The sequence below is a fragment of the Phenylobacterium sp. LjRoot225 genome (assembly GCF_964252855.1).
Lineage (GTDB): Bacteria > Pseudomonadota > Alphaproteobacteria > Caulobacterales > Caulobacteraceae > Phenylobacterium.
Genome location: NZ_CAXUPL020000006.1, coordinates 24041 through 44456, shown reverse-complemented (window position 1 = coordinate 44456; position 20416 = coordinate 24041). Strand labels below are relative to the sequence as shown.

The following is a 20416-nucleotide window of genomic DNA, read 5'->3' as shown; positions in this document are numbered from 1 at the left end:
CCTTCAAGCCGCCTAAGCTTTGGGCAAGCTGATTCGCCGCCTGACGCGGCGGACGCGGACGGGACGCATGAGCGCGCACGAACTGATCCTGGCGGCGGCGGCCGGCGCGGTGTCCCTGGCCATCTGCGCGGTGCTGTGGGCGCTGGCCCAGCGCCGCCGCGCCGAGGTCCGGGTGAACGAGCTGGGACGCCGGCTGCGCGAGATCGAGATCCGCGCCGACGCCGCCATGGCCTCGGCCGAGGCCTTCGATTCCGCCCTGCTGGCCGTCGAGGACGGTCAGGCCAGCCTGGCGTCCGGCGAGGAGTCGCTGGCCGCCTGCGGCGCGGCCCTGGGCCTCGACGAGGCCGCGCCCCAGGCCCTGGTCAATGCGTTGATGCGCGCCGACCCCGACCACGCGCGCGGCCTGCGCGCCCTGTTCGAGCGCGGCGAGTCCTGCGCCTTCGAGGTCCAGGGCCCCGCCGGAGCGGTTTCGGTGGAGGGCCGCGCGGCCGGCGCGCTGGCCTGGCTGCGGCTTTCGGCGATCATGGGCGAGGCGCCGGGCCTGCCGACCGCGCCCCGTTTCGCCGCCTTCCTCAACGCCCGGACCTGCCCGGCCTGGATCGCCGCGGCCGACGGCTCGCCCGTCTGGGTCAACGGGGCCTGGCTGCAGGCGGTCGACGCCGCCAGCCTCGACGAGGCGGCCCATCGCGGCGCCTCGTTCGACCGCGGCGCCGACGCGCTCGCCAGCGAAGCCGCCAACCTCGGCCAGCGCCGGCAAGGCGTGCGCTGGATCACCGCCGGCGGCCGTCGCCGCGCCTTCCAGGTCACCGCCCAGCCGCTGGACGGCGGCGGCGTCGGCGTCTGGACCGAGGACGCCACCGAGCTGGAGGAGCTGCGCGAGATCCTCAAGCGCAACGTCGAGGCGCACGACGAGACGCTGAATCATATCGCCGAGGCCGTGGCGGTGTTCAGCCAGGCCAAGCGGATGATCTTCCACAACACCGCCTTCGCCGACCTCTGGGGCCTGGAGCCCGCCTGGCTCGCCGACCAGCCGAGCCACAGCGAGATGCTCGACAAGCTGCGCCAGCGCCGCCGGCTGCCGGAGACCGTCGACTACGCCAAGTGGAAGGCCGCCGAGCTCGACCGCTACGAGCAGCTGGCCTCCAGCCCCGACGACCTCTGGAGCCTGCCCGACGGCCGCACCCTGAAGGTCGTGCGCCAGCCGCACCCGATGGGCGGCCTGCTGCTGCTGTTCTCCGACATCACCGGCGAGCTGAAGCTGAAGGCCCAGTACAACGCCCTGATCCAGGTGCAGCAGGCGACCCTCGACAAGCTCAGCGACGCGGTAGCGGTGTTCGGCTCCGACGGCCGGCTGCGGCTGCACAACGAGGCCTTCGCCAAGTTCTGGCACATCACGCCGCAGCAGCTGGAGACCGCCGGCGACTTCGAGGGCGTGGTCGACCTCTGCGTGCCCAAGCTGCACGACATGGGCTTCTGGCGCGAACTGAAGGGCCGGGTGGCCGATCCCGATCCCAGCGCGCGATCGCCGATTTCAGGCGAGGTGAAGACCTCGGATTCGCGCATCGTCGCCTATCAATCCCGGCCCTTGCCCGACGGGGCGACCTTGATCGCCTTCACCGACGTCACCGACGCCCGCAAGCTGGAGAGCGCGCTGGCCGCCCGCGAGGCGGCGCTGGCCGAGGCCGAACGGCTGAAGCGGGACTTCGTCGGCAACGTCTCCTATGAGCTGCGCACCCCGCTCACCACCATCATCGGCTATTCCGAGCTGCTGGAGCGGTCCGGCGAGGCGCTGTCGGAGCGCGGCCGCAGCCACGCCGCCGCGGTCAAGGCCGCGGCCACCCAGCTCGCGCGCTCGATCGACGACGTGCTCGACATGGCACAGATCGACGCCGACGAGATGGCGTTGGACCTGGAGGACGTGCGGGTCGCCGACCTCCTCCTGGCGGTCGCCGGCCGCTGGCGTCCCGAGGCCGAGACCCTGCGCATCGCCCTGGCGGTCGAAGGCCCCGAGGATGTCGGCGTGATCCGCGGCGACACCCGCCGGCTCACCCAGATCCTCGATCACCTGGTGGAGAACGCGCTCGGCCAGACGCCGCCGGACGGGACGGTCACCATCGCCGCGCGCCGGGCGCTGGGCGAGATCCAGCTGCAGGTGTCCGACACCGGCCGCGGGATCCCCTTCCACGTTCAGGCCCACATCTTCGACCGCTTCGTCGGCCGCGAGCGCGGCGGCCCGGGCCTCGGCCTGGCCCTGGTCAAGTCGCTGACCGAGCTGCACGGCGGCTGGGTGGCGCTGGAGAGCGAGCCGGGCGCGGGCGCCACCTTCACCTGCCACCTGCCGGAAGAGGCGCAGGCGACCGCGGCGCAGCCGGAGCTGGGGTTCGCGCAGTAGGGGAAGAAAATCCTCTCCCCGCTCGACCTCGAAGCTCTCGCTGAGGCGCCGCCGCGTGCAATCGCGGAAACATCGGTGGGAGCGTACACGCAGCGCCGCCCCTCACCCACCCCTCTCCCCGCGAAGCGGGGCGAGGGCTTTGTCTTAGTGCTGGCTTTCCGGCAGGCGGACGACGAGGCCGTCCAGCTCTTCGGTGACCTTGATCTGGCAGGAGAGCCGGCTGTTCGGCTCCACGTTCTCGGCGAAGTCGAGCATGGACTCTTCCATGGCCGACTTGTCGCCGGTCTTGTCCACCCAGGCCGGGTCGACGAAGACGTGGCAGGTGGCGCAGGCGCAGGCGCCGCCGCAGTCGGCGTCGATGCCGCGCACGTTGTTCTTCACGGCGCCTTCCATGACGGTGAGGCCCGGCTTCACGTCGATGACGCTCTCGGATCCGTCGAACTGGATGTAGGTGATCTTCGCCATTTGCTTCTTCTTCTCTTAGGCCGTGACTTCTTTCATGGAGACCGTGGGGTCCGCAAGCTTCGCCTTGTCGAGGGCCTTGCGGTTCCCGATGAGCTGGCGGCCCATCATGAATTCCGGCGGCGCATTGATGGCTTCGACCGACTGCAGCTGGTCGCCCTTCAGATGGAAGACGGCGAACTTCCCACTCTTGGGATCGCCGCGGACGACGATCTCGTCGACGTCGAAGGCGTAGCCGGCGATCTGCAGCTTCAGATCGTACTGATCCGACCATTGCCAGGGGACCTCGCCGGCCGGCGCCGGACGGCCGGTGATGGCGCAGGCGGCCTGCTTGGCCTGTTCCAGGGCGTTCGGCACGCTCTCCATGCGGAACATGCGGCCGTAGATCGGCATCGGCCGATGGGCCACGTCGCCGATCGCGAAGACGTGCGGGTCGGCGGTGCGGGCCTCGAGGTCGACGACCACGCCGCGCGCGGTCTCCAGGCCGCTGTCGACGGCCAGCTCGTCGTTCGGGATGACGCCCACGCCGACGACGGCGGCGTCGCAGGGGACGATCCGGCCGTCCGCCAGGCTCACCCCGGTGATGTGGCCGTTCGCGCCCTCGAAGCCGGTGACGCTGGCGCCCAGCTCGAAGGTCACGCCGTGCTGCTCGTGGACGTCGCGGAAGAAGGTCGACAGGGTCTCGCAGGCGACCCGGGCCAGCAGGCGCGCCTCGCGCTCCAGCACCACGACCTCGGCGCCGAGGGCGCGGCCGGAAGCGGCGACCTCGAGGCCGATATAGCCCCCGCCGACCACGGCCAGCTTCTTGCCCGGCCCGACCTGGGCCTTCAGCGCCTCGGCGTCGGCGGCGGTCCGCAGGGAAAGCACGCCCTGCAGGTCGGCGCCCGGGATCGGCAGGGCGATGGCCCGCGCGCCGGTGGCGATCACCAGGAAGTCATAGCCAAGCTCGGAGCCGTCGGAGAGGTGCACCCTGCGGGCGCTGCGCTCCAGCTTCACGGCCTTTACGCTCGGCCGGAAGTCGATGTTCGCCCCGGCGTAGAATTCGAGCGGCTTCAGCGCCAGCGAATCCGCATCGGCCTCGCCCTTCAGCCAGGCCTTGGACAGCGGCGGCCGCTGGTAGGGGGCGATGGGCTCGTCGCCCACCATGGTGATGGGGCCGGTGTGGCCGTACTGGCGCAGCAGGGCCGCGAGCGTTCCGCCCGCATGACCCGCCCCGATGATCACGACACGCGCGTTGAGATCGCTCATAGGCCCCCGATGCCGAAAAGTCTGATGCCGGTCAACTCGACGCCGGCGAACCGTCCTAGGCGATGGGACATCCATCGCCTACACGATCCGCGCGCAGCCTTGATCTGCCTCAGATTTCCGGCCGCTGCTTGACTGCCACGGCTTAGACGACGCGCTCCACGAGCATCTTCTTGATCTCGCCGATGGCCTTGGCCGGGTTGAGCCCCTTCGGGCACACCTGGGCGCAGTTCATGATCGTGTGGCACCGGTAGAGCTTGAAGGGGTCTTCCAGCTCGTCCAGCCGCTCGCCGGTCGACTCGTCGCGGCTGTCGATCAGCCAGCGATAGGCGTGCAGCAGGGCGGCGGGACCGAGGTACTTTTCCTGGTTCCACCAGTAGCTCGGGCACGAGGTCGAGCAGCAGGCGCAGAGGATGCACTCGTAGAGGCCGTCGAGCTTCTCGCGGTCTTCCGGCGACTGGATCCACTCGGCCTGCGGTTCCGGGGTCTCGGTGTGCAGCCAGGGCTCGATCGAGGCGTACTGGGCGTAGAACAGGGTCAGGTCCGGAACCAGGTCCTTGACCACCGGCATGTGCGGCAGCGGGCTGATCGACACTTCGCGGCCGGGGACTTCCTCCCAACCGTGGGTGCAGGCGAGCGTGTTGCGGCCGCCGATGTTCATGGCGCAGGAGCCGCAGACCCCCTCCCGGCACGACCGGCGGAAGGCCAGCGTCGGGTCCATGGTGTTCTTGATGTGGATGAGAGCGTCCAGGACCATCGGTCCGCACGCCTCGACGTCCACCTCATAGGTGTCCCAGCGCGGATTGCCGGGCTCTTCCGGGTCATAGCGATAGACGCGGAAGGTCTTGGTCTTGCCTGCGTCGGCGGGCGCCGGGTGATGGCGGCCCTTCTTGACGCGGGAATTGGCCGGAAGGCGAAGCTGAACCATGTGATGGCGATCCTAAACCGTGCGGCTCAGTACACCCGCGCCTTCGGCGGGATGTAGGCGATGTCGTTGGTCATGGTGAAGTTGTGCACCGGGCGGTAGTCGATCTTCACCTTGCCGGTGGCGTCGTCGAACCAGGTGAGGGTGTGCTTCATCCACTGGTCGTCGTGGCGGTCCGGGAAGTCCTCCCGGGCGTGGGCCCCGCGGCTTTCGGTGCGGTTGGCCGCGCCGGTCACCGTCACGGCCGCCTGGCCGATCAGGTTGTCGAGCTCGAGGGTCTCCATCAGGTCGGTGTTCCACACCAGGCCGCGGTCGGTGACCTTCAGCTCGGCGCGTTTATCGTGGACGGCCTGAAGCCGTTGGACACCGGACTCCAGGCTCTCCCCGGTGCGGAAGACGGCGGCGTCTTCCTGCATGGCGCGCTGCATCTCCAGCCGCAGCGCGGCCGTGGTGACCGAGCCGTTGGCGTTGCGCAGCTTGTCGAAGCGCGCCAGATGGCCGTCGGTCATCGACGGCTTCAGCTCGGGCTGGTTCGCGCCGGCCTTGAGGATGTCCGCCGCCCGCAGGGCCGCGGAACGGCCGAACACGACCAGGTCGATCAGGCTGTTGGAGCCCAGGCGGTTGGCGCCGTGCACCGAGACGCAGGCCGCCTCGCCGACGGCCATCAGGCCCGGCACCACCTGGTCGGGGTTGTCGCCCGCGCGGGTGACCACCTCGGAGTAGAAGTTCGTCGGGATGCCGCCCATGTTGTAGTGCACGGTCGGCAGCACCGGGATCGGCTGCTTGGTGACGTCGACGCCGGCGAACACCTTGGCGCTCTCCGAGATGCCCGGCAGGCGTTCGGCGAGGATCTTCGGGTCCAGGTGGTCGAGGTGCAGGTTGATGTGGTCCTTCTTCGGACCCACCCCGCGGCCTTCGCGGATCTCGATGGTCATGGCGCGGCTGACCATGTCGCGCGGCGCCAGGTCCTTCACCGACGGCGCATAGCGCTCCATGAAGCGCTCGCCCTCGGAGTTGGTGAGGTAGCCGCCCTCGCCCCGCGCGCCTTCGGTGATCAGGCAGCCCGCGCCGTAGATGCCGGTCGGGTGGAACTGCACGAACTCCATATCCTGCAAAGGCAGGCCGGCGCGCAGCACCATGGCGTTGCCGTCGCCGGTGCAGGTGTGGGCGCTGGTGCAGGAGAAGTAGGAGCGGCCGTAGCCGCCCGTCGCCAGGATCACCAGCTGGGCCTGGAACCGATGCAGGGTGCCGTCGTCCAGCTTCCAGGCGGTGACGCCGCGGCAGACGCCTTCGTCCATGATCAGGTCGAGGGCGAAGTACTCGATGAAGAACTCGGTGTCGTTCGCCAGGCTCTGCCCATACATGGTGTGCAGCATGGCGTGGCCGGTGCGGTCGGCCGCGGCGCAGGTGCGCTGGATCGGCGCCTCGCCGTAGTTGCGGGTCATGCCGCCGAAGGCGCGCTGGTAGATCTTGCCTTCTTCGGTCCGCGAGAAGGGCACGCCCCAGTGCTCGAGCTCGTAAACCGCGGCCGGCGCGTTGCGGCAGAGGTATTCGATGGCGTCCTGGTCGCCCAGCCAGTCCGACCCCTTGACGGTGTCGTACATGTGCCAGCGCCAGTCGTCCTGGCTCATGTTGCCGAGGCTGGCGGAGATCCCGCCCTGGGCCGCGACGGTGTGCGAGCGGGTCGGGAAGACCTTGGAGATACAGGCCGTCTTCAGGCCGGCCTGGGCGCAGCCCAGGGCGGCGCGCAGGCCGGAGCCGCCGGCGCCGACGACGACGACGTCGAACTTGTGATCGATGAACTTGTAGTCAGCCATGCTCAGTAGGCTCCGCCGCCGAAGGCGACTTTCAGGATCGAGAAGATCGACAGCGCGCCGGCGAGGCCGCAGACGAAGAGGTTGAGGATCAGCAGCGCCGACTTGGTCAGGGCGACGTGGATGTAGTCCTCGATGATCACCCGGACGCCGCCGGCCATGTGCCAGAAGCTGATGCCCAGCAGCAGGATCATCAGCACCGCGTTCAGCGGCTGGGCGATCCAGTTGACGGCGAATTCGTAGTCGCCGGCGGCGAGCCGCAGGACGGCGAAGACGGCCCAGAGCGTCAGCGGGACCAGGGCGACGGCGGCGACGCGCTCGCCGATCCAGGCGCCGACACCGTGCTTGGCCGAGCCCAGGCCCCGGGCCTGCGATAGCGGCGTGCGATAGCTGACCATGTTCAGAGCGCTCCCGTCATGGCGGCGATCACCCAGATCGCGAGCGTGGCCGCCGCCGTGAAGGCGAAGACGAAGACGGATGCGGCGTTGGCCGTCTTGAGCGCGAAGCCGTAGCCCGCATCCCACACCAAGTGCCGGATGCCGTTCGCCAGGTGGTAGAAGAAGGAGAGCGTGAGCCCGAACATCACCACCAGGCCGAGCGGCGAACCCAGCAGGCCCTTGAAGCAGGCGTAGGCCTCAGGGCCGCTGGCCAGCGAAACCGCCCAGGCCGCGCCGATCAGGGCGCCGACATAGAGGGCCACGCCGGTGGCGCGGTTGGCGATCGAGCTCGCCATGGTGATATGCCAGCGCCACACCGAAAGGTGCGGCGACATCGGCCGCTCACGAGGCGCTTTTCCAGCGTCGCTCATCGTCTTTTAGGCCCCTCGCGAATTTCCCCGTAGCGCCGCGGCTTGTAAGCCGCCGCCCCGGAGTGTCAACGAATCCGGCGCCAAGCTATTTGCGAATAATTCGCAAATACTTCGCCAAAGCCGAACACTCGCCCAGCGGGGCCTTTGGCGCAATGTGTCTTTGTTGTAGGGGTCCTTCGTGTTTCGCGAAGGCTCTCACCCTCCCAGCTCATCCCGGCAAAGGCCGGGATCCAAGCCGCGCCTGCGGATTTGGGCGCCGTGCGGCTCACGAGCGCGAGCGTACTCATCTGAACGCCAGCTTGGGTCCCGGCCTTCGCCGGGATGAGCGGAGTCTTTAATGCGCTACGATCTCACGGACCTGCGGCTCTTCTGCGATGTGGTCGAAGCCGGCACCATCACCGGCGGCGCCGCGCGCAGCGCGCTCGCCCTGGCCGCCGCCTCGACGCGCATCCGCGGCATGGAGGATCAGCTCGGCGCGCCGCTGCTGATCCGTTCGCGCCAGGGGGTCACGCCGACGCCCGCCGGACGGACCCTGCTGAAGCACGCCCGCACCATCCTCGCCCAGAGCGGGCGGATGCGAGAGGACCTGGGGGCCTACGCCGGCGGCCTTTCCGGCGAGGTGCGGCTGCTGGCCAACACCAATGCGCTGGCCGAATTCCTGCCTGAGGCGCTGTCGTCCTTCCTCGCTCGCCATCCCCACGTCAGCGTCGATCTCGAAGAGCGGCTGTCGGACGAGATCGTCGGCCTGATCGCCGAAGGGGTCGGCGACGTCGGCATCGTCGCCGGCACCGTCGACATGGGCGCCCTGGAGACCTTCCCCTTCCGCTCCGACCGCTTCGTCGTGGTGACCAGCGCCGACCATCCGCTGGCGGGCCGCCCCTCCGTCGCCTTTTCCGAAGTCCTGGCCCACGACTTCGTAGGCCTCGAGCGGTCGAGTTCGCTGCATCGGTTCCTGGCCGGCAAGGCCGCCCGCGAAGGCCGGCCGTTCCGCCTGCGCGTCCAGCTGCGCAGCTTCGACGGCGTCTGCCGGCTGGTGGAATGCGGGGTGGGCATCGGCGTGGTGCCGCAGACCACCGCGGCGCGCGCCGCCAAGACCATGCGGCTGGGAGTCGTCGACCTCGCCGACGACTGGGCGCAGCGCGAACTGCTGATCTGCGTCCGCTCGATGGCCGAGCTCGGCCTCTATGCGCGGGAGCTGGTCGAAGAACTTCGCGCGGCGTGAAGCCCGTGACGCCAGTCTGCGCCTCAATTTAGCAACGCGAGCATCCGCAGTCCCAGAACACTGCTGTTCGCCCGCAATGTTCTGATCGGACAGCCCGTTAGATAAAGTTCTTCAAGTTTCCAAACCGGAATTTCCCGCTTCGGCCCCCCGCTTGTCCAGCGGATCCTTAGAAATTCGCCGGCGCCTGTGCTACTAAAACAACTTCTGCGCGTTTTGTGCAGCGACCTCCCGCAAAATATTTGCCTGGGTACGGCTTTCTCCTCGGGAGCCTCCAGTTTTTTGAAGGGCCGGCCATGGCTGCCCGATCACCGATCTCTACCGAAGAAGCCGGCCTGAGCCTGGCTATGGCTGTCGTGGCGTCCTCACCGGGACCCCTCCTGCTGATGGACGGAGATCTCAACATTGTCGCGGCGAGCGCGTCGTTCGCCCGCGCCTTCGAGGTCGACACGGACTCCGCGACCGGTCAGCAACTCTCCAGCCTCGGCGCAGGCGAGTGGGCCATGCCGCAACTCCGGTCCCTGCTGGACGCCACGATATCAGGCGCGGCGAAGATCGAGGCCTACGAGATTGACCTCAGACGGGCCGGCCGCGGGACACGTCGCCTCGTCGTTCATGCCGAGCAGCTGGTCTACCTGGACATGGAGAACCGGCGACTTGTCATGGCGGTGTCCGACGTGACCGACGCGCGCGCCGACGAAAAGATAAGGGACGACGTTCTCCAGCAAAATCTCGTCCTGCTGCAAGAGGTCCGCCACCGGGTGGCGAACAGCCTGCAAATCATCGCCAGCGTGCTCTTGCAGAACGCCCGCAAGACCCAGTCGGAGGAGACCCGGGGCCACCTCCATGACGCCCATCATCGCGTGATGTCGATCGCGGCGCTGGAGCGGCAACTTGCCGGTTCCGGCGACGGAGTGGTGGATCTAAGCGCCTACTTCAAGAACCTTTGCGACAGCATCGCAGCCTCGATGATCGGCGACAGCAAAAGGCTTTCGCTGCGGGTCGCCGGGCAGTGCGGGGTGGTTGATGCGCGCGTGTCCGTCAGCCTGGGCCTGATCGTCACGGAACTGGTCATCAACGCGCTGAAGCACGCCTTCCCCGAAGGGCGCTCTGGAACGATCGTTGTCGATTGTAATTTTCGCCACGCCAACTGGTCGCTGTCTGTCAGCGACGATGGCGTCGGAATGCCGAGCGATCCCGCCCTCATCCGCATCGGCCTAGGCACCAGCATCGTCGAGGCCTTGGCCAGGCAGTTGGAGGCGAGCGTAGAGATCGGTCCAGCTCGGCCTGGGACCCGCGTGGTGATCGCTCATACGCCGATCGCACTCGTGGAAAGCGACGCCGAGGGCGAGGCCGAGGACGACGACAGAATGTCCGCCATTGGACGCCCCGCGGGCTAGGCGCTTCAGCCTCGCCGAGATCTGAAAATGGAGTCCAGCAATGGACGCAGAGAAAGCATCCGGGCAGGGCGGCACGCTCCTCATCGTGGAGGACGACATGCTCCCCGCGATGGCCCTGCGCGACGAGCTCGAGGACGCCGGCTATCACGTCCTTGACCTCACCCGCCGCCATCAGGAAGGGCTTGACGCGGCGCAAGCCTCCAAAGTGGATCTGGCGTTGGTGAATATTGAGCTTCAAGGCCGCGACGACGGCATCGCGCTCGCCCGCGAACTGCAGAAACTGGGCGTTCCCAGCCTCTTCATCAGCGGCCAGACGACCCGCGCCAAGTCGGCGCAAAGCGCGGCGATCGCCTCCCTGCCGAAACCCTATTCGCCCGCCGACGTGGTCAAGGCGGTCGCCTATCTGCTCGGCCGCCTGAAGGGGGATCCGTCCTTGTCCTGCCCTCCCGGCCTGGAGGTTTTCGGCCCGGCTCCGGACACGGCGACGCCCGAGGCTGCGTAGCAGGCTCGGAGCCTAGCCGGTTTTGCGCCGCGCGACCGGTCGCCGACGGCTCAGAAAGAAGCGCATCATTTCGCGGGACGCGTCCGGCCCGGCCGGATCGGTATAGGACCCCGCCGCGTCGCCCCCGGACCACCCGTGGCCGCTGCCGTGCACGGTCCAATCCTCCAGCAGCACCGGGCCCGCGCCGCGTCGATATTCCTTACGGGTATAGTCGCGTCCCTTGCGCGACCGCCCTCGGGTTTCGTGACTGTTGAGCGGGAGCGAGCTGGACCGCCGCAAATGGCTGACAAAGCCGGCGGCGTTGGACGGATGGACGACGCTGTCTTGATCGCCGTGGAACACGATGGTCGGCAAGGGCGGCCGTGTCTTGCTGACGGCGCTCGTCGCGCCCCCTTTGCGCATGGCGGAGATGGCGCCCCCCAGCGTGCTCACGTCTCCGCGCGCAAGGCCCGAGTGAACGCCGACGGCGACATAGATCTCGGGATAGGCCGCCGCGATGATCGCCGCCGCCGCCCCGCCGGCCGAAATGCCGGCGATATAGACGCGCGCCGGATTCGCCTTGCAGAGCGCGATGACGTGGCGCGTCAGACCCGCGATCACCGCCGGCTCGCCGCGGCCGCGCTCCTGGTCGCCGGGGCGGTGCCAGTTCCAGCAACGACCTAGGTTCGCCGAGGCGGATTGCTCTGGATAGAGGACGAGGAAGCCGAGCTCGTCGGCCAGGCGGTTCATCCCGGCGCCGGCCGCGAAATCCGCCGCCGACTGGGTGCAACCGTGCAGCATGACCACGAGAGGCAACCTGCGCCGCGCCGAACCTCGCGGCGTATACAGCTTGTAGGCCACGCCGCCGTGCGGGTTGCTGTAGCGGCCGTCGACAAACGTCCCTGGAACTGGCCGGCGTTCGGGTGCGGGCTTCGACGCTGCGCGGCGCTTGGCCGGCTTGGCGCGACCGGCGCTGGACTTGCCGCGCTTGGGGGTCGGCTTTGCGGATGACAGCAGCATGCCCTGGAGGACGAGCGCGGCCGACAAGGGCCGTCCCTTCTGCGACATCCGCGCCGCCTTCATCCATGCTCGAACCGGACTTTTCACGGCGACGCCCCCGAGGCGCCCGACAAGGGCGCGCGCGCGAAACCAAACGCCCCGCGCGCGTCTGCGATCCCGCCATGGCGACGATCGGCCCGCGGACGCCCCGCTTCATGGAGCAAGCCTGAGCGTGGATTCGCCCAGGAGCAATAACGCTCAAAAACAATACATATTGGTACTATTCAGTCGCCGCCGCTCGCGGTAGTACGGAATTCGAAACACCCAGAGGCGAAGCCGCGTTCGATGCGGCGGGCCGATTGCAACCAATCTCGAGGAGCGAATTGCGTGGCCCGAGCGACTCTGACGAAACGCGACCTCTTTGTCGCCGGCGGTGCGGCTGCGGCCTGCGCGGCCCTGCCGGCCCACGCCCAGGAGAAGCCCTCGCCCGCCGCAGCGCCGGCGCTGCGGCGTTCCTTCACGCCGGGCGAGGTATGGCTGGACACGAGCGGCAAGCCAATCCAGGCCCACGCCGGCTCCATCCTGCAAGTCGGCGACACCTACTACTGGTACGGCGAGAACAAGGAGTTCACGACCGGGAAGACGGAGGTCTGGACCTGGGGCGTCAGGCTCTACAGCTCTCCTGACCTCTACAACTGGACCGACCTTGGCCTGATCATTCAGCCGGATACGCAGGACAGGAATTCACCGCTGCACCCGGCGGCGGGTTTGGACCGGCCGCACATCCTGTACAACTCGACGACGAAGAAGTTCGTCTGTTGGATCAAGCTGCTCGGCAACAACAAGATCCAGACCCGCGCGGTCCTGACCGCGGACAAGATCACCGGTCCTTACGAGATGGCGCACCCGCGCATCCTGCCGGTCGGGATGAGCGGCGGCGATTTTGACCTGGTCGCCAGCCCTGACGACGGCAAGGCCTACATGTATTTCGAGCGGGTCCACAGCGAGCTTATCTGCGCCGACCTAACCGAGGATTACACGAACCTTACCGGCTACTATTCGACCCATTTTCCGCGACCTGGCCCTCCGTCGGTCCGCGAGTCGCCGGCGTACTTCCGACGCAGAGGGAAGCACTATCTCTCGACGTCCGGGACGAGCGTCTACTTCCCGAACCCTTCGGAGATCGCCGTGGCGGACAGCTTCCACGGACCCTTCAAGCTTCTCGGCGACCTGCATCCGACCGACCGGTCACGCACGTCGTTCAACACTCAGATCTGTTCGGTCTTCCGGCACCCCAAGAAGAAGGATCTTTACATCGCCCTGGCCGACCGTTGGATGGGACCGCAATCGGGACCCGAGTTTGAAAGCGGCGAAACCTCGCGCCGCGTGCAGAGCCTGCTGACCAAGGTCTTCAGCTCACCGAGACAGACGCCAACCCGGGACGAGGTCGCCGCGATGAAGCTCATTTCCGGCAAGATCAACACTTCCATCGCGCGGTACGTGTGGTTGCCGATCCTGTTCGACAAAAATGACCGGCCGAGGATCGAGTGGCGGACGGAATGGAGTCTCGACGAGTTCGAATAGTCCAACATGTGCGGCGCGCCGTCTCGTCGGCCGCGCCTTGAGGCCTACAGGCGCATGGGGGAATGAAGGCTCGACGCCACCCCTCACAGGCGTTCGGATGTCCGCTCGCCGGTCACTGTAGCGAGTTCCTGCACAGCCTGCCCCGCCACGCGCCAAACCCTTTGACATCCGGGCCGTCGGCGGCTTGAATATCGAGAACATCGTTCTCATGTTACGACGCTGCGTTTGGACGAGAACGACGTTCTCAAGATACAGTCTGGGAGTGAAGAAAAGCGCCATGGCTTCGGTGACCTACATTGAGCACAGCGGCGCCCAGCATCAGGTGGATGTGCCGACCGGCGACTCCGTCATGCAGGGCGCCACCCGCAACGGGATCGAGGGGATCGTCGCGGAATGCGGCGGCGGCCTGGCCTGCGCCACCTGCCACTGCTTCGTCGAGGAGGCCTGGATCGCACGGGTCGGCCCGCCCTCGGAGACCGAAAGCCAGATGCTGGAATTCTCCGCCAGCGAGACCAAGCCGGGCAGCCGGCTGAGCTGCCAGATCATCGTGGACGATAGTCTGAACGGCCTGGTCGTGCGCCTGCCCGAAACGCAGTTCTAAGAACCATAAGAAGAAGGAGACCGACTATGGGAGCCGCCCAAACCGCCGAGCCGCCGCAAATCCCCGCCCATGTGCCCCCCGAACTGGTGCGCAACCTCGGCATCACCGAGGGGGAGGAGTTCCTGGCCGCGCCGCACAAGTTCATGGCCGGGCTGCACGACAGCCAGCCGCCGGTCTTCTTCAACGTCAGCCCGACCCACGGCGGCGCGTGGAACCTGATCAACTACGAGGACGCCTTTTTCACGCTGCGTCACCCGGAGCTGTTCACCACCGCCGGCGCGACTCCGTTTCCGCGCGACCCGAACAACTACTTCTACATGATCCCGCTGGAGATCGACCCGCCGGATCACCGCAAGTACCGCAACATCCTCGACCCGATGCTGTCGCCCCGCGCGATCCTCGCGCTCGAGGCCAGCATCCGCGAGCTGACCAACGATCTGATCGACAAGTTCATCGACAAGGGCGGGTGCGAATTCACCACCGAGTTCGGCCGGCCGCTGCCCGTCGGCGTCTTCCTGAAGTTCATGGGCCTGCCGCTCGAGATGATCGACACCTTCGTCGGCTGGGCCATGGGACTACTGCACTCGCAGGACCGGGCGACCGCGGGGCGCTGCATGATGGAGGCCTGCGCCTACCTGGAAGAGGCGATCAAGGAGAAGCGCGCAAATCCTGACGACGGCGCCGTCTCCGCCATCGTCCACGCCATCGTCGACGGCGCGCCGATTCCCGAGCGGGACGCCTTCGGCTTCACCTTCTTCCTGTTCATCGCCGGCCTCGACACCGTCTTTGCGACGCTCAACAACATGTGGGTCTGGCTGGCCGAGAACCCGGACCGCCGGAAGGAAATCCGCGACAACCCGGAGAAGATCGGCGCCATCGTCGAGGAGCTGCTGCGGGTCTTCTCGGTGACCTTCTCGGGCCGCACCCTGACCCAGGACTACGACCTGCATGGCGTGCAGCTGAAGAAGGGCGACAAGATCACCTCGATCCTGCCGGCCTGCAACTACGACCCCAAGGTCTTCGAAAACCCCCGCGAGGTGAATTTCGACCGGCCCCGCAAGCCGGTGCTGGCCTTCGCCGGCGGCGTGCACAGCTGCATGGGCGCGCACCTGGCGCGGTTGGAGATCAAGATCTGCCTGCAGGAGTTCCTGCGCCGGATCCCCGAGTTCCAGCTGAAGGAAGGGACCAAGATCGAGTACTGGCCCGGCGGCGTGGTCGGCCCGAAGAGCGTGCCGCTCACCTGGTAGGACAAGGCGGAGGGGCGCCGGCGTTGCGCCCCTCCGACGACTGAGCCGGCCGGCCCCGTGAAAGCCCGGAGCCCTCAGATGATCGTCCTTCCCTTCAATTGGTCGGCAGCTTCGCTGCGGCAGGACCAGTTGACGCCGCACCCATGACTTCTATCGGCCCAGTCAGCCCGCGCTTTGCGCGCTCGAACACTGGATCTCCGAACTGCGCTCAATTGACGCTAGAGTCGCAGGTTGCATAGTTCTCTCGCAAAGGTTGTTCTTAAACCTCTCCTCAAGGGGGGCTTAAATGAGCCAGCTGAGAATTGCGGACTACGAAGCCTCAAAGCCGCTCGTCGACGGCGCTACGGAAAGGCTCCGCGACCAGATCGTCGGCGACGCGCCGGCGGACGCCGACGAAGTTCTCTCGCAGATCCCGGTCTTGCCGGGGTGGCTGCGCGTCTCGATCATCGTCGGGTCTGCGGCAGGTTTGTGGGCGGCGCTGATTTGCGGCGTGCGAGCCCTGCTAGGCGCCTGATCGACGTTCGAGGCTGGCCGATCGGCCGATGGGCGACAGGTGGAACCGGGGTCTGCGCCTTGCTGACCGAGTTCTAGGCGGCGATGGCGCGGCGGCAGAATTCCCAGATGTCCTGCGCCAGCTGGGCGCGGCGGACGCGGTCCGGGCGGGCGGTCTCCTCCGCCAACAGCTCGGTGTGCACCGTGGTGGAGACCAGGTTGTAGACCAGGGCGGCCAGCCGCTGGGGCGCAAAGTCGCGCACCTGGCCGGCCTTCATGCCGTCCGCCAGCTGCTCGGCGATCAGGTTCACCAGCGGACGCAGGGCCGCCTGCAGGTCGTCGGGGCGAGCCTCGGCGAGGCGCAGGTGCTCGCGGCTGAGCGCAGCGCCCCGGCGATTGGTCTGGTCGGCCGGCGTCGCGTCGAGCGCGCTGCCGAAGACGATCGAGGTGACGATCAGCCTCAGCCGCTCCATGGGGTCGGGCGCCGATCCGACCTGCTCGCGGTAGTGGGCCGCGGCGAGGCGGATGGTCTGTTCGAAGACGGCCACCACCAGGTCGTCCTTGCCGGTGAACCGTTCGTAGAAGGCGCGGCGGGACAGTCCGGTCTTCTTCAGCACCGCCCGGATCGTCAGCCCTTCGAGCCCCTCGTCTTCCAGCAGGTCGTAAGCCGCGTCGATGATCTGGCGGCTGCGATCAACGGCCTGGTCACGGCCGGCCTGGAGCGGGGAAGTCTCCGCACGCGCGTCCGAACCCTCCGACGAATCCGCCGGCGTGTCGGCATCGGCCGTTGCGAGGGAGCGGTCGGTATTGGAGGCCAGGGCGGTCGATCCTCAGGTGTTGAGAACTAAGGTCTCTTAACCGCTCCGTCCGCCGCGAGCCACATCTCTCGCCGAAATCCCGGCTGTCAGCGGTCCACCAGCCAGCTCGCAGACCGCATCTCCTGCAGACGAGAGGCGGTGCGCTCGAACTCGAAGGCCCCGTCGCCCGCGGGATAGAGGCGGATCGGGTCGGCCTCGGCCAGGACGATGGTGCGGGTGCGGGCTTCGTAGAGGGCGTCCACGAGGGTGACGAACCGCCTCGCCTCTTCCCGGCGGGCCGGCGTGAGCTTCGGCACGTCCTCCAGGAAGACGGTGTGGAAGGCCTGGGCGAGCGCCAGGTAGTCGTTGGGGCCCAGCGCCACCGAGCAGAGGCTGGCGAAGGTCGAACGCAGCAGGCCGCCTTCGGCGTGCGGCAGGGTGATCTTGCGGCCCAGCACCTCCAGCTCGGCGCCGGTCTCCTCCTGGCCGGCCAGCATCTCGCGCCACAGGTCGTCGAAGGTCCGCTCGTGGTCCGGATCGATCGGCGAGAACCAGGTGCCGGCCGCGCGCAGCCGGTCGAGCCGGTAGTCGTGGACGCCGGCCACGCTCACCACGTCGAGCCGCTGCTTGAGCATGGCGATGAAGGGCAGGAAGAGCTGGCGGTTGATGCCGTCCTTGTAGAGGTCGTCGGGCACGCGGTTCGAGGTGCAGACCAGGGTGACGCCGCGGGCGAACAGGGCTTCGAACAGCCGGCCCAGGATCATGGCGTCGGCGATGTCGGTGACCTGCAGCTCGTCGAAACAGAGCAGGGTGGCGTCCCTGGCCACCACGTCGGCGATCGGCGGGATCGGGTCGTCGCCCCTATGCTGGCCGAAGCGGGCCTTGCGCGCAGCCGCGTCGCCCTTGCGCCAGGCGTCGATCAGCCGGTGGATCTCGCCCATGAAGACATGGAAGTGCGTCCGCCTTTTCGCGGCGGTCGGGACGGTCTCGAAGAACAGGTCCATGACCATGGACTTGCCCCGGCCCACCGGGCCCCAGAGGTAGACGCCGCGCTGGGAAGCCGGCTGCGATTTCTTGAACAGCGAGGCCAGGCCATTGCCCGGCTGGGCGGCGGCGAGATCGGCTTCCAGCCGCACGAGCGCCGCCACGCCGGCCACCTGCGCAGGGTCGGGTCGGATCTCGCCGCGCTCCAGGCGGGCGTCGTAAGCGGCTTGGAGCGCTGAGGCCATGGGCGCTCCGCCTAGCCGTCGAATGGACATTAGGCAAGGAACGGCGACCGCTCAGATGGGTTGATCTCCGACGGAGAGGAGATCCTACCCATGGCAGATGAAAACCGCGGCCACGATCCTGACGTCGCGCCCGGCTCGCGCCTCGACGACCGCAACGCCACGGGCCTCGGCGAAGTCGGCGACCTCGGCGCCGGGACGCCGGCCAATGTCGACATCCATAACCTCGGCCAGAAGGACCGGCCGCAGGAGGAGTGGGGCGAGCCGGCCGGCGAGGCCGCGACCTTCTCGTCCAACAACAGCCGCAAGGGGCTTCGCATCGAGGCTGAGAGCAGCCAGGGCTCCAAGACCCGCAGGCTGAACAAGGACATCATCAGCCGGCGGATTTGAGCTTAGGCGGCGAGCCCCCTCCACCGCTTCGCGGTCCCCCTCCCCCACGGGGGAGGAGGACCCCGGAGGGGTGGAGGGGGCTCGCCGCAGCCACGGCGTGAGGCGCCTAAACCCCCAGCTCCTTGCGCACGAACCGGTAGGTCTCGCGCTTTTCGCAGGCGCAGGCGCGCATCTGGCCCTTGGCGTTCCACCAGACGAGGGTGGGGTAGCGGAGGTCGACGCCGTTGTCCTTAAGCAGCGGGCGAAGCGCGTCGACCAGCGAGCGGCCGCCTTCCACCACCGCCGTGCGGGCGAGATCGCCGTCGGCGGGCGGGATCCCCGGCGCCTTCCAGGCTTCGACGGGCACGGATTCCCAGGCCTCCATCAGCTTCCAGTCGCGGGTCAGCCACAGCTGCGCCACGGTCGCTCGCTCGATCGGGGTCGACTTGGCCAGGCCGTCGACGTCGCGCCGGGCGATCTCGATCACCCGGGTGTCGACGCCCGCCGCATGAAGTCGCGGAAACTGCTCCGTCTTGAAGCGGATGCTGTCCGGACAGCTGCGGAACGAGACCATGTAGAGCGGTTCGCCCTTCAGCCCCGGCGAGACCCAGCCAGCCGACTTCAGCAGTTGGGCGATCTCGGCCTGGTGCTTGGTGACGGTCTTCGGCCGCCAGCGCAGCTCGAAGCTCCACACCGCCCAGACGCCGGCGGCAATCACCGCCAGAACGAGGATCGCCGAGCCCCACAGCTTCAATCGTCGCATGCCGCAACCTTCGTTCGCCTAGACCCGATGTAGGAATAGGCGGCGCTGAGCGGGCGTTGGCAAGGGTGGCCGCCTCAAGCGGCCATGCTTCAGGCGGACAGGGCTTTAGGCGGACAAGGCGTCCATGAAGCCCGGCGCGGCCGGATGCAGGAAGCGCCCGGCCAGCGCCCCGTCGCGCAGGAAGATCGCCACTTCGGCGCTCTGACCACGGTCCGCATAACGGCGTGCGAGCTCGCGGGCCGCCGCTTCGGCCTTGGCGCCGGCGGTGAAGAGCATTTCGTTCTCGAAGCTGGACGAACGCACGGCCCAGCCGCTTCCCAAGGGAACAACAGAAATTTTCAGAGCCATCACTGAGCTCCTGTACTAACGAGAGACGGCTTGGCCTCTCGCGGATGCGGTGTAGGGAGGCTGCACGACGCCATGATGACGTTCGCGCGGCGAAGCTGCGTCAGGGCCGCTTTCGGCCGTCAAGTTTTCGACATCGCAGCATGGGCCCCTCTTGGCTCCACAGGGTGAGGCTTTGTAACCGCGAGGCTGGCGCGGCGCGATGCAAGAAGTTTTGAACACACCCGTAGATTTTCCGGGACGTGACCGTGGAACCCTCTGCCGCGAGCCCGCTTGCTCGCCGGCGCCGGCGCGGCGCATCCTTGGCGCAGATGACGCTTGCTTCGCCCGTTCCAGCCCTGTCGCGCCGCAGGATCGAACCGCACATCGTCGACGTGCTGATCGCCGAGCGCGCGCCCAAGCTTGCGGCGAGCCCGCTGTGGCCGGCGGCTCGGCCGCTGCTCTACGCCCTGCTCGACTATCAGAAGGCCCGACGCATGGCCGACGCCATCGCCTCCATGCCGGGCCGCGCGGCCCTGGACCACGTCTCCGACCTGCTGGCGCTCGAGGTCGCGGCCCGCGGTCTCGAGCGCACGCCGGCGCAGGGGCGGCTGGTGGTGGTCTGCAACCATCCGACCGGGATCGCCGACGGAGTCGCCGCCTACGACGCGCTGAAGTCCGTCCGCCCCGACCTCCATTTCTACGCCAACGCCGACGCCCACCGGGTCGCGCCGCGCTTCGACGAGGTGCTGATCCCGGTCGAATGGGTCGAGGCCAAGCGGACCCGCGAGACCGCCCGGCGCACCCTCGTCCAAACCCGCGCGACGATGGAGGCCGAAGGCTGCCTGGTGGTCTTCCCGTCCGGGCGGCTGGCCCGCCAGCAGCCGGACGGACGCCTGGCCGACCCGCCCTGGACGTCGACGCCGGTCGCGGTGGCGCGCAAGCACGCCGCGCCGATCCTGCCGATCCACGTGGCAGGGCCGTGGTCGCGGCTGTTCCACCTCTTCCATCGGGTCTCGGGGGAGTTGCGCGACATCACCCTCTTCCACGAACTGCTTAACAAGCAGGGCCAGGCGTTTCAGCTCACCGTCGGGGCGCCGATCCCGCCGGAGGCCCTGGCGGGCGACGCCGTCCAGGCCACGGCGCGGCTGAAGGCCTACGTCGAAGAGACCCTGCCCGCCGACGCGGACCGACCGTTCGCATGAAGGCCTGCACAGTCATCGCCCTCTCCCCCGTGGGGAGAGGGTTGGGCGAGGGGTGGCGCGCAC

General features: G+C 68.1%; 21 protein-coding genes. 10 read left to right on the top strand and 11 right to left on the bottom strand.

The features are described 5' to 3' along the window. The first annotated feature begins 67 nt into the window (after positions 1–67). Positions 68–2392 carry a cell cycle protein kinase DivL gene (divL, locus tag ACSQ2B_RS24865; RefSeq protein ID WP_436054095.1) on the top strand — a complete coding sequence of 775 codons (2325 nt, stop codon included), beginning with the start codon at positions 68–70 and terminating at the stop codon, positions 2390–2392. A gap of 144 nt (positions 2393–2536) precedes the next feature. On the opposite strand, the gene ACSQ2B_RS24860 is transcribed toward divL, so the two are convergent. The 6 genes from ACSQ2B_RS24860 to sdhC form a co-directional block, all read right to left on the bottom strand. Beyond that, the gene (locus tag ACSQ2B_RS24860; protein WP_436054094.1) at positions 2537–2857 is read right to left on the bottom strand and encodes a 2Fe-2S iron-sulfur cluster-binding protein; all 321 of its coding nucleotides are present in this window, start codon (positions 2855–2857) and stop codon (positions 2537–2539) included. Between the two features lie 15 nt (positions 2858–2872). Further along, on the bottom strand, positions 2873–4102 hold the full coding sequence (locus tag ACSQ2B_RS24855) for an NAD(P)/FAD-dependent oxidoreductase (RefSeq protein ID WP_436054093.1): 1230 nt from the start codon (positions 4100–4102) through the stop codon (positions 2873–2875). A gap of 142 nt (positions 4103–4244) precedes the next feature. Then, on the bottom strand, positions 4245–5027 hold the full coding sequence (locus tag ACSQ2B_RS24850; RefSeq protein WP_436054092.1) for a succinate dehydrogenase iron-sulfur subunit: 783 nt from the start codon (positions 5025–5027) through the stop codon (positions 4245–4247). Positions 5028–5053: 26 nt separating this feature from the next. Then, entirely contained in the window at positions 5054–6841 is a 1788-nt protein-coding gene (sdhA, locus tag ACSQ2B_RS24845) for a succinate dehydrogenase flavoprotein subunit (protein ID WP_436054091.1), read from the bottom strand. A gap of 2 nt (positions 6842–6843) precedes the next feature. After that, the gene (gene sdhD, locus ACSQ2B_RS24840; RefSeq protein ID WP_436054090.1) at positions 6844–7236 is read right to left on the bottom strand and encodes a succinate dehydrogenase, hydrophobic membrane anchor protein; all 393 of its coding nucleotides are present in this window, start codon (positions 7234–7236) and stop codon (positions 6844–6846) included. 2 nt (positions 7237–7238) lie between these two features. Further along, positions 7239–7610 (bottom strand): succinate dehydrogenase, cytochrome b556 subunit, encoded by a 372-nt coding sequence (gene sdhC / locus ACSQ2B_RS24835; RefSeq protein WP_436054089.1) that lies wholly within the window; start codon positions 7608–7610, stop codon positions 7239–7241. Positions 7611–7983: 373 nt separating this feature from the next. Here sdhC and ACSQ2B_RS24830 point away from each other — a divergent pair, with 373 nt between their 5' ends. The 3 genes from ACSQ2B_RS24830 to ACSQ2B_RS24820 all read left to right on the top strand — a co-directional run bounded on the left by ACSQ2B_RS24830 (position 7984) and on the right by ACSQ2B_RS24820 (position 10767). Next, positions 7984–8868: a LysR substrate-binding domain-containing protein gene (locus ACSQ2B_RS24830; protein ID WP_436054088.1), complete on the top strand. Its 885-nt coding sequence runs from the start codon at positions 7984–7986 to the stop codon at positions 8866–8868. Between the two features lie 293 nt (positions 8869–9161). Beyond that, positions 9162–10265, top strand: coding sequence for a sensor histidine kinase (locus tag ACSQ2B_RS24825; RefSeq protein ID WP_436054087.1), 1104 nt, complete (start codon positions 9162–9164; stop codon positions 10263–10265). Between the two features lie 40 nt (positions 10266–10305). Continuing rightward, complete coding sequence (locus ACSQ2B_RS24820) at positions 10306–10767, top strand: response regulator (RefSeq protein WP_436054086.1); 462 nt, start codon at positions 10306–10308, stop codon at positions 10765–10767. Between the two features lie 12 nt (positions 10768–10779). Here ACSQ2B_RS24820 and ACSQ2B_RS24815 read toward each other — a convergent pair whose 3' ends face one another. After that, positions 10780–11793 (bottom strand): extracellular catalytic domain type 1 short-chain-length polyhydroxyalkanoate depolymerase, encoded by a 1014-nt coding sequence (locus ACSQ2B_RS24815; protein WP_436054085.1) that lies wholly within the window; start codon positions 11791–11793, stop codon positions 10780–10782. Between the two features lie 339 nt (positions 11794–12132). On the opposite strand from ACSQ2B_RS24815, the gene ACSQ2B_RS24810 reads away from it, so the two are divergent. From ACSQ2B_RS24810 to ACSQ2B_RS24795, 4 genes are all read left to right on the top strand, one after another. After that, positions 12133–13329: a family 43 glycosylhydrolase gene (locus ACSQ2B_RS24810; protein ID WP_436054084.1), complete on the top strand. Its 1197-nt coding sequence runs from the start codon at positions 12133–12135 to the stop codon at positions 13327–13329. 277 nt (positions 13330–13606) lie between these two features. After that, on the top strand, positions 13607–13930 hold the full coding sequence (locus tag ACSQ2B_RS24805; RefSeq protein ID WP_436054083.1) for a 2Fe-2S iron-sulfur cluster-binding protein: 324 nt from the start codon (positions 13607–13609) through the stop codon (positions 13928–13930). Positions 13931–13956: 26 nt separating this feature from the next. Next, a complete protein-coding gene (locus ACSQ2B_RS24800; RefSeq protein WP_436054082.1) occupies positions 13957–15177 on the top strand; it encodes a cytochrome P450 in 1221 nt (406 codons plus the stop codon). A gap of 286 nt (positions 15178–15463) precedes the next feature. Then, on the top strand, positions 15464–15691 hold the full coding sequence (locus tag ACSQ2B_RS24795) for a hypothetical protein (protein WP_436054081.1): 228 nt from the start codon (positions 15464–15466) through the stop codon (positions 15689–15691). Positions 15692–15764: 73 nt separating this feature from the next. Here ACSQ2B_RS24795 and ACSQ2B_RS24790 read toward each other — a convergent pair whose 3' ends face one another. Together ACSQ2B_RS24790 and zapE are read right to left on the bottom strand one after the other, a co-directional pair. Further along, the gene (locus ACSQ2B_RS24790) at positions 15765–16346 is read right to left on the bottom strand and encodes a TetR/AcrR family transcriptional regulator (protein WP_436054181.1); all 582 of its coding nucleotides are present in this window, start codon (positions 16344–16346) and stop codon (positions 15765–15767) included. Positions 16347–16573: 227 nt separating this feature from the next. Next, on the bottom strand, positions 16574–17695 hold the full coding sequence (gene zapE / locus ACSQ2B_RS24785; RefSeq protein ID WP_436054080.1) for a cell division protein ZapE: 1122 nt from the start codon (positions 17693–17695) through the stop codon (positions 16574–16576). Between the two features lie 90 nt (positions 17696–17785). Between zapE and ACSQ2B_RS24780 the strand changes: the two genes are divergently transcribed. After that, on the top strand, positions 17786–18082 hold the full coding sequence (locus ACSQ2B_RS24780) for a hypothetical protein (RefSeq protein WP_436054079.1): 297 nt from the start codon (positions 17786–17788) through the stop codon (positions 18080–18082). Between the two features lie 106 nt (positions 18083–18188). Here ACSQ2B_RS24780 and ACSQ2B_RS24775 read toward each other — a convergent pair whose 3' ends face one another. Both ACSQ2B_RS24775 and ACSQ2B_RS24770 read right to left on the bottom strand, forming a co-directional pair. Continuing rightward, entirely contained in the window at positions 18189–18824 is a 636-nt protein-coding gene (locus tag ACSQ2B_RS24775) for a hypothetical protein (protein WP_436054078.1), read from the bottom strand. A 105-nt stretch (positions 18825–18929) separates the two neighbouring features. Continuing rightward, positions 18930–19172, bottom strand: coding sequence for a DUF2188 domain-containing protein (locus ACSQ2B_RS24770; RefSeq protein WP_436054077.1), 243 nt, complete (start codon positions 19170–19172; stop codon positions 18930–18932). 308 nt (positions 19173–19480) lie between these two features. On the opposite strand from ACSQ2B_RS24770, the gene ACSQ2B_RS24765 reads away from it, so the two are divergent. Further along, complete coding sequence (locus tag ACSQ2B_RS24765) at positions 19481–20353, top strand: GNAT family N-acetyltransferase (RefSeq protein WP_436054076.1); 873 nt, start codon at positions 19481–19483, stop codon at positions 20351–20353. Positions 20354–20416 lie beyond the last annotated feature (63 nt).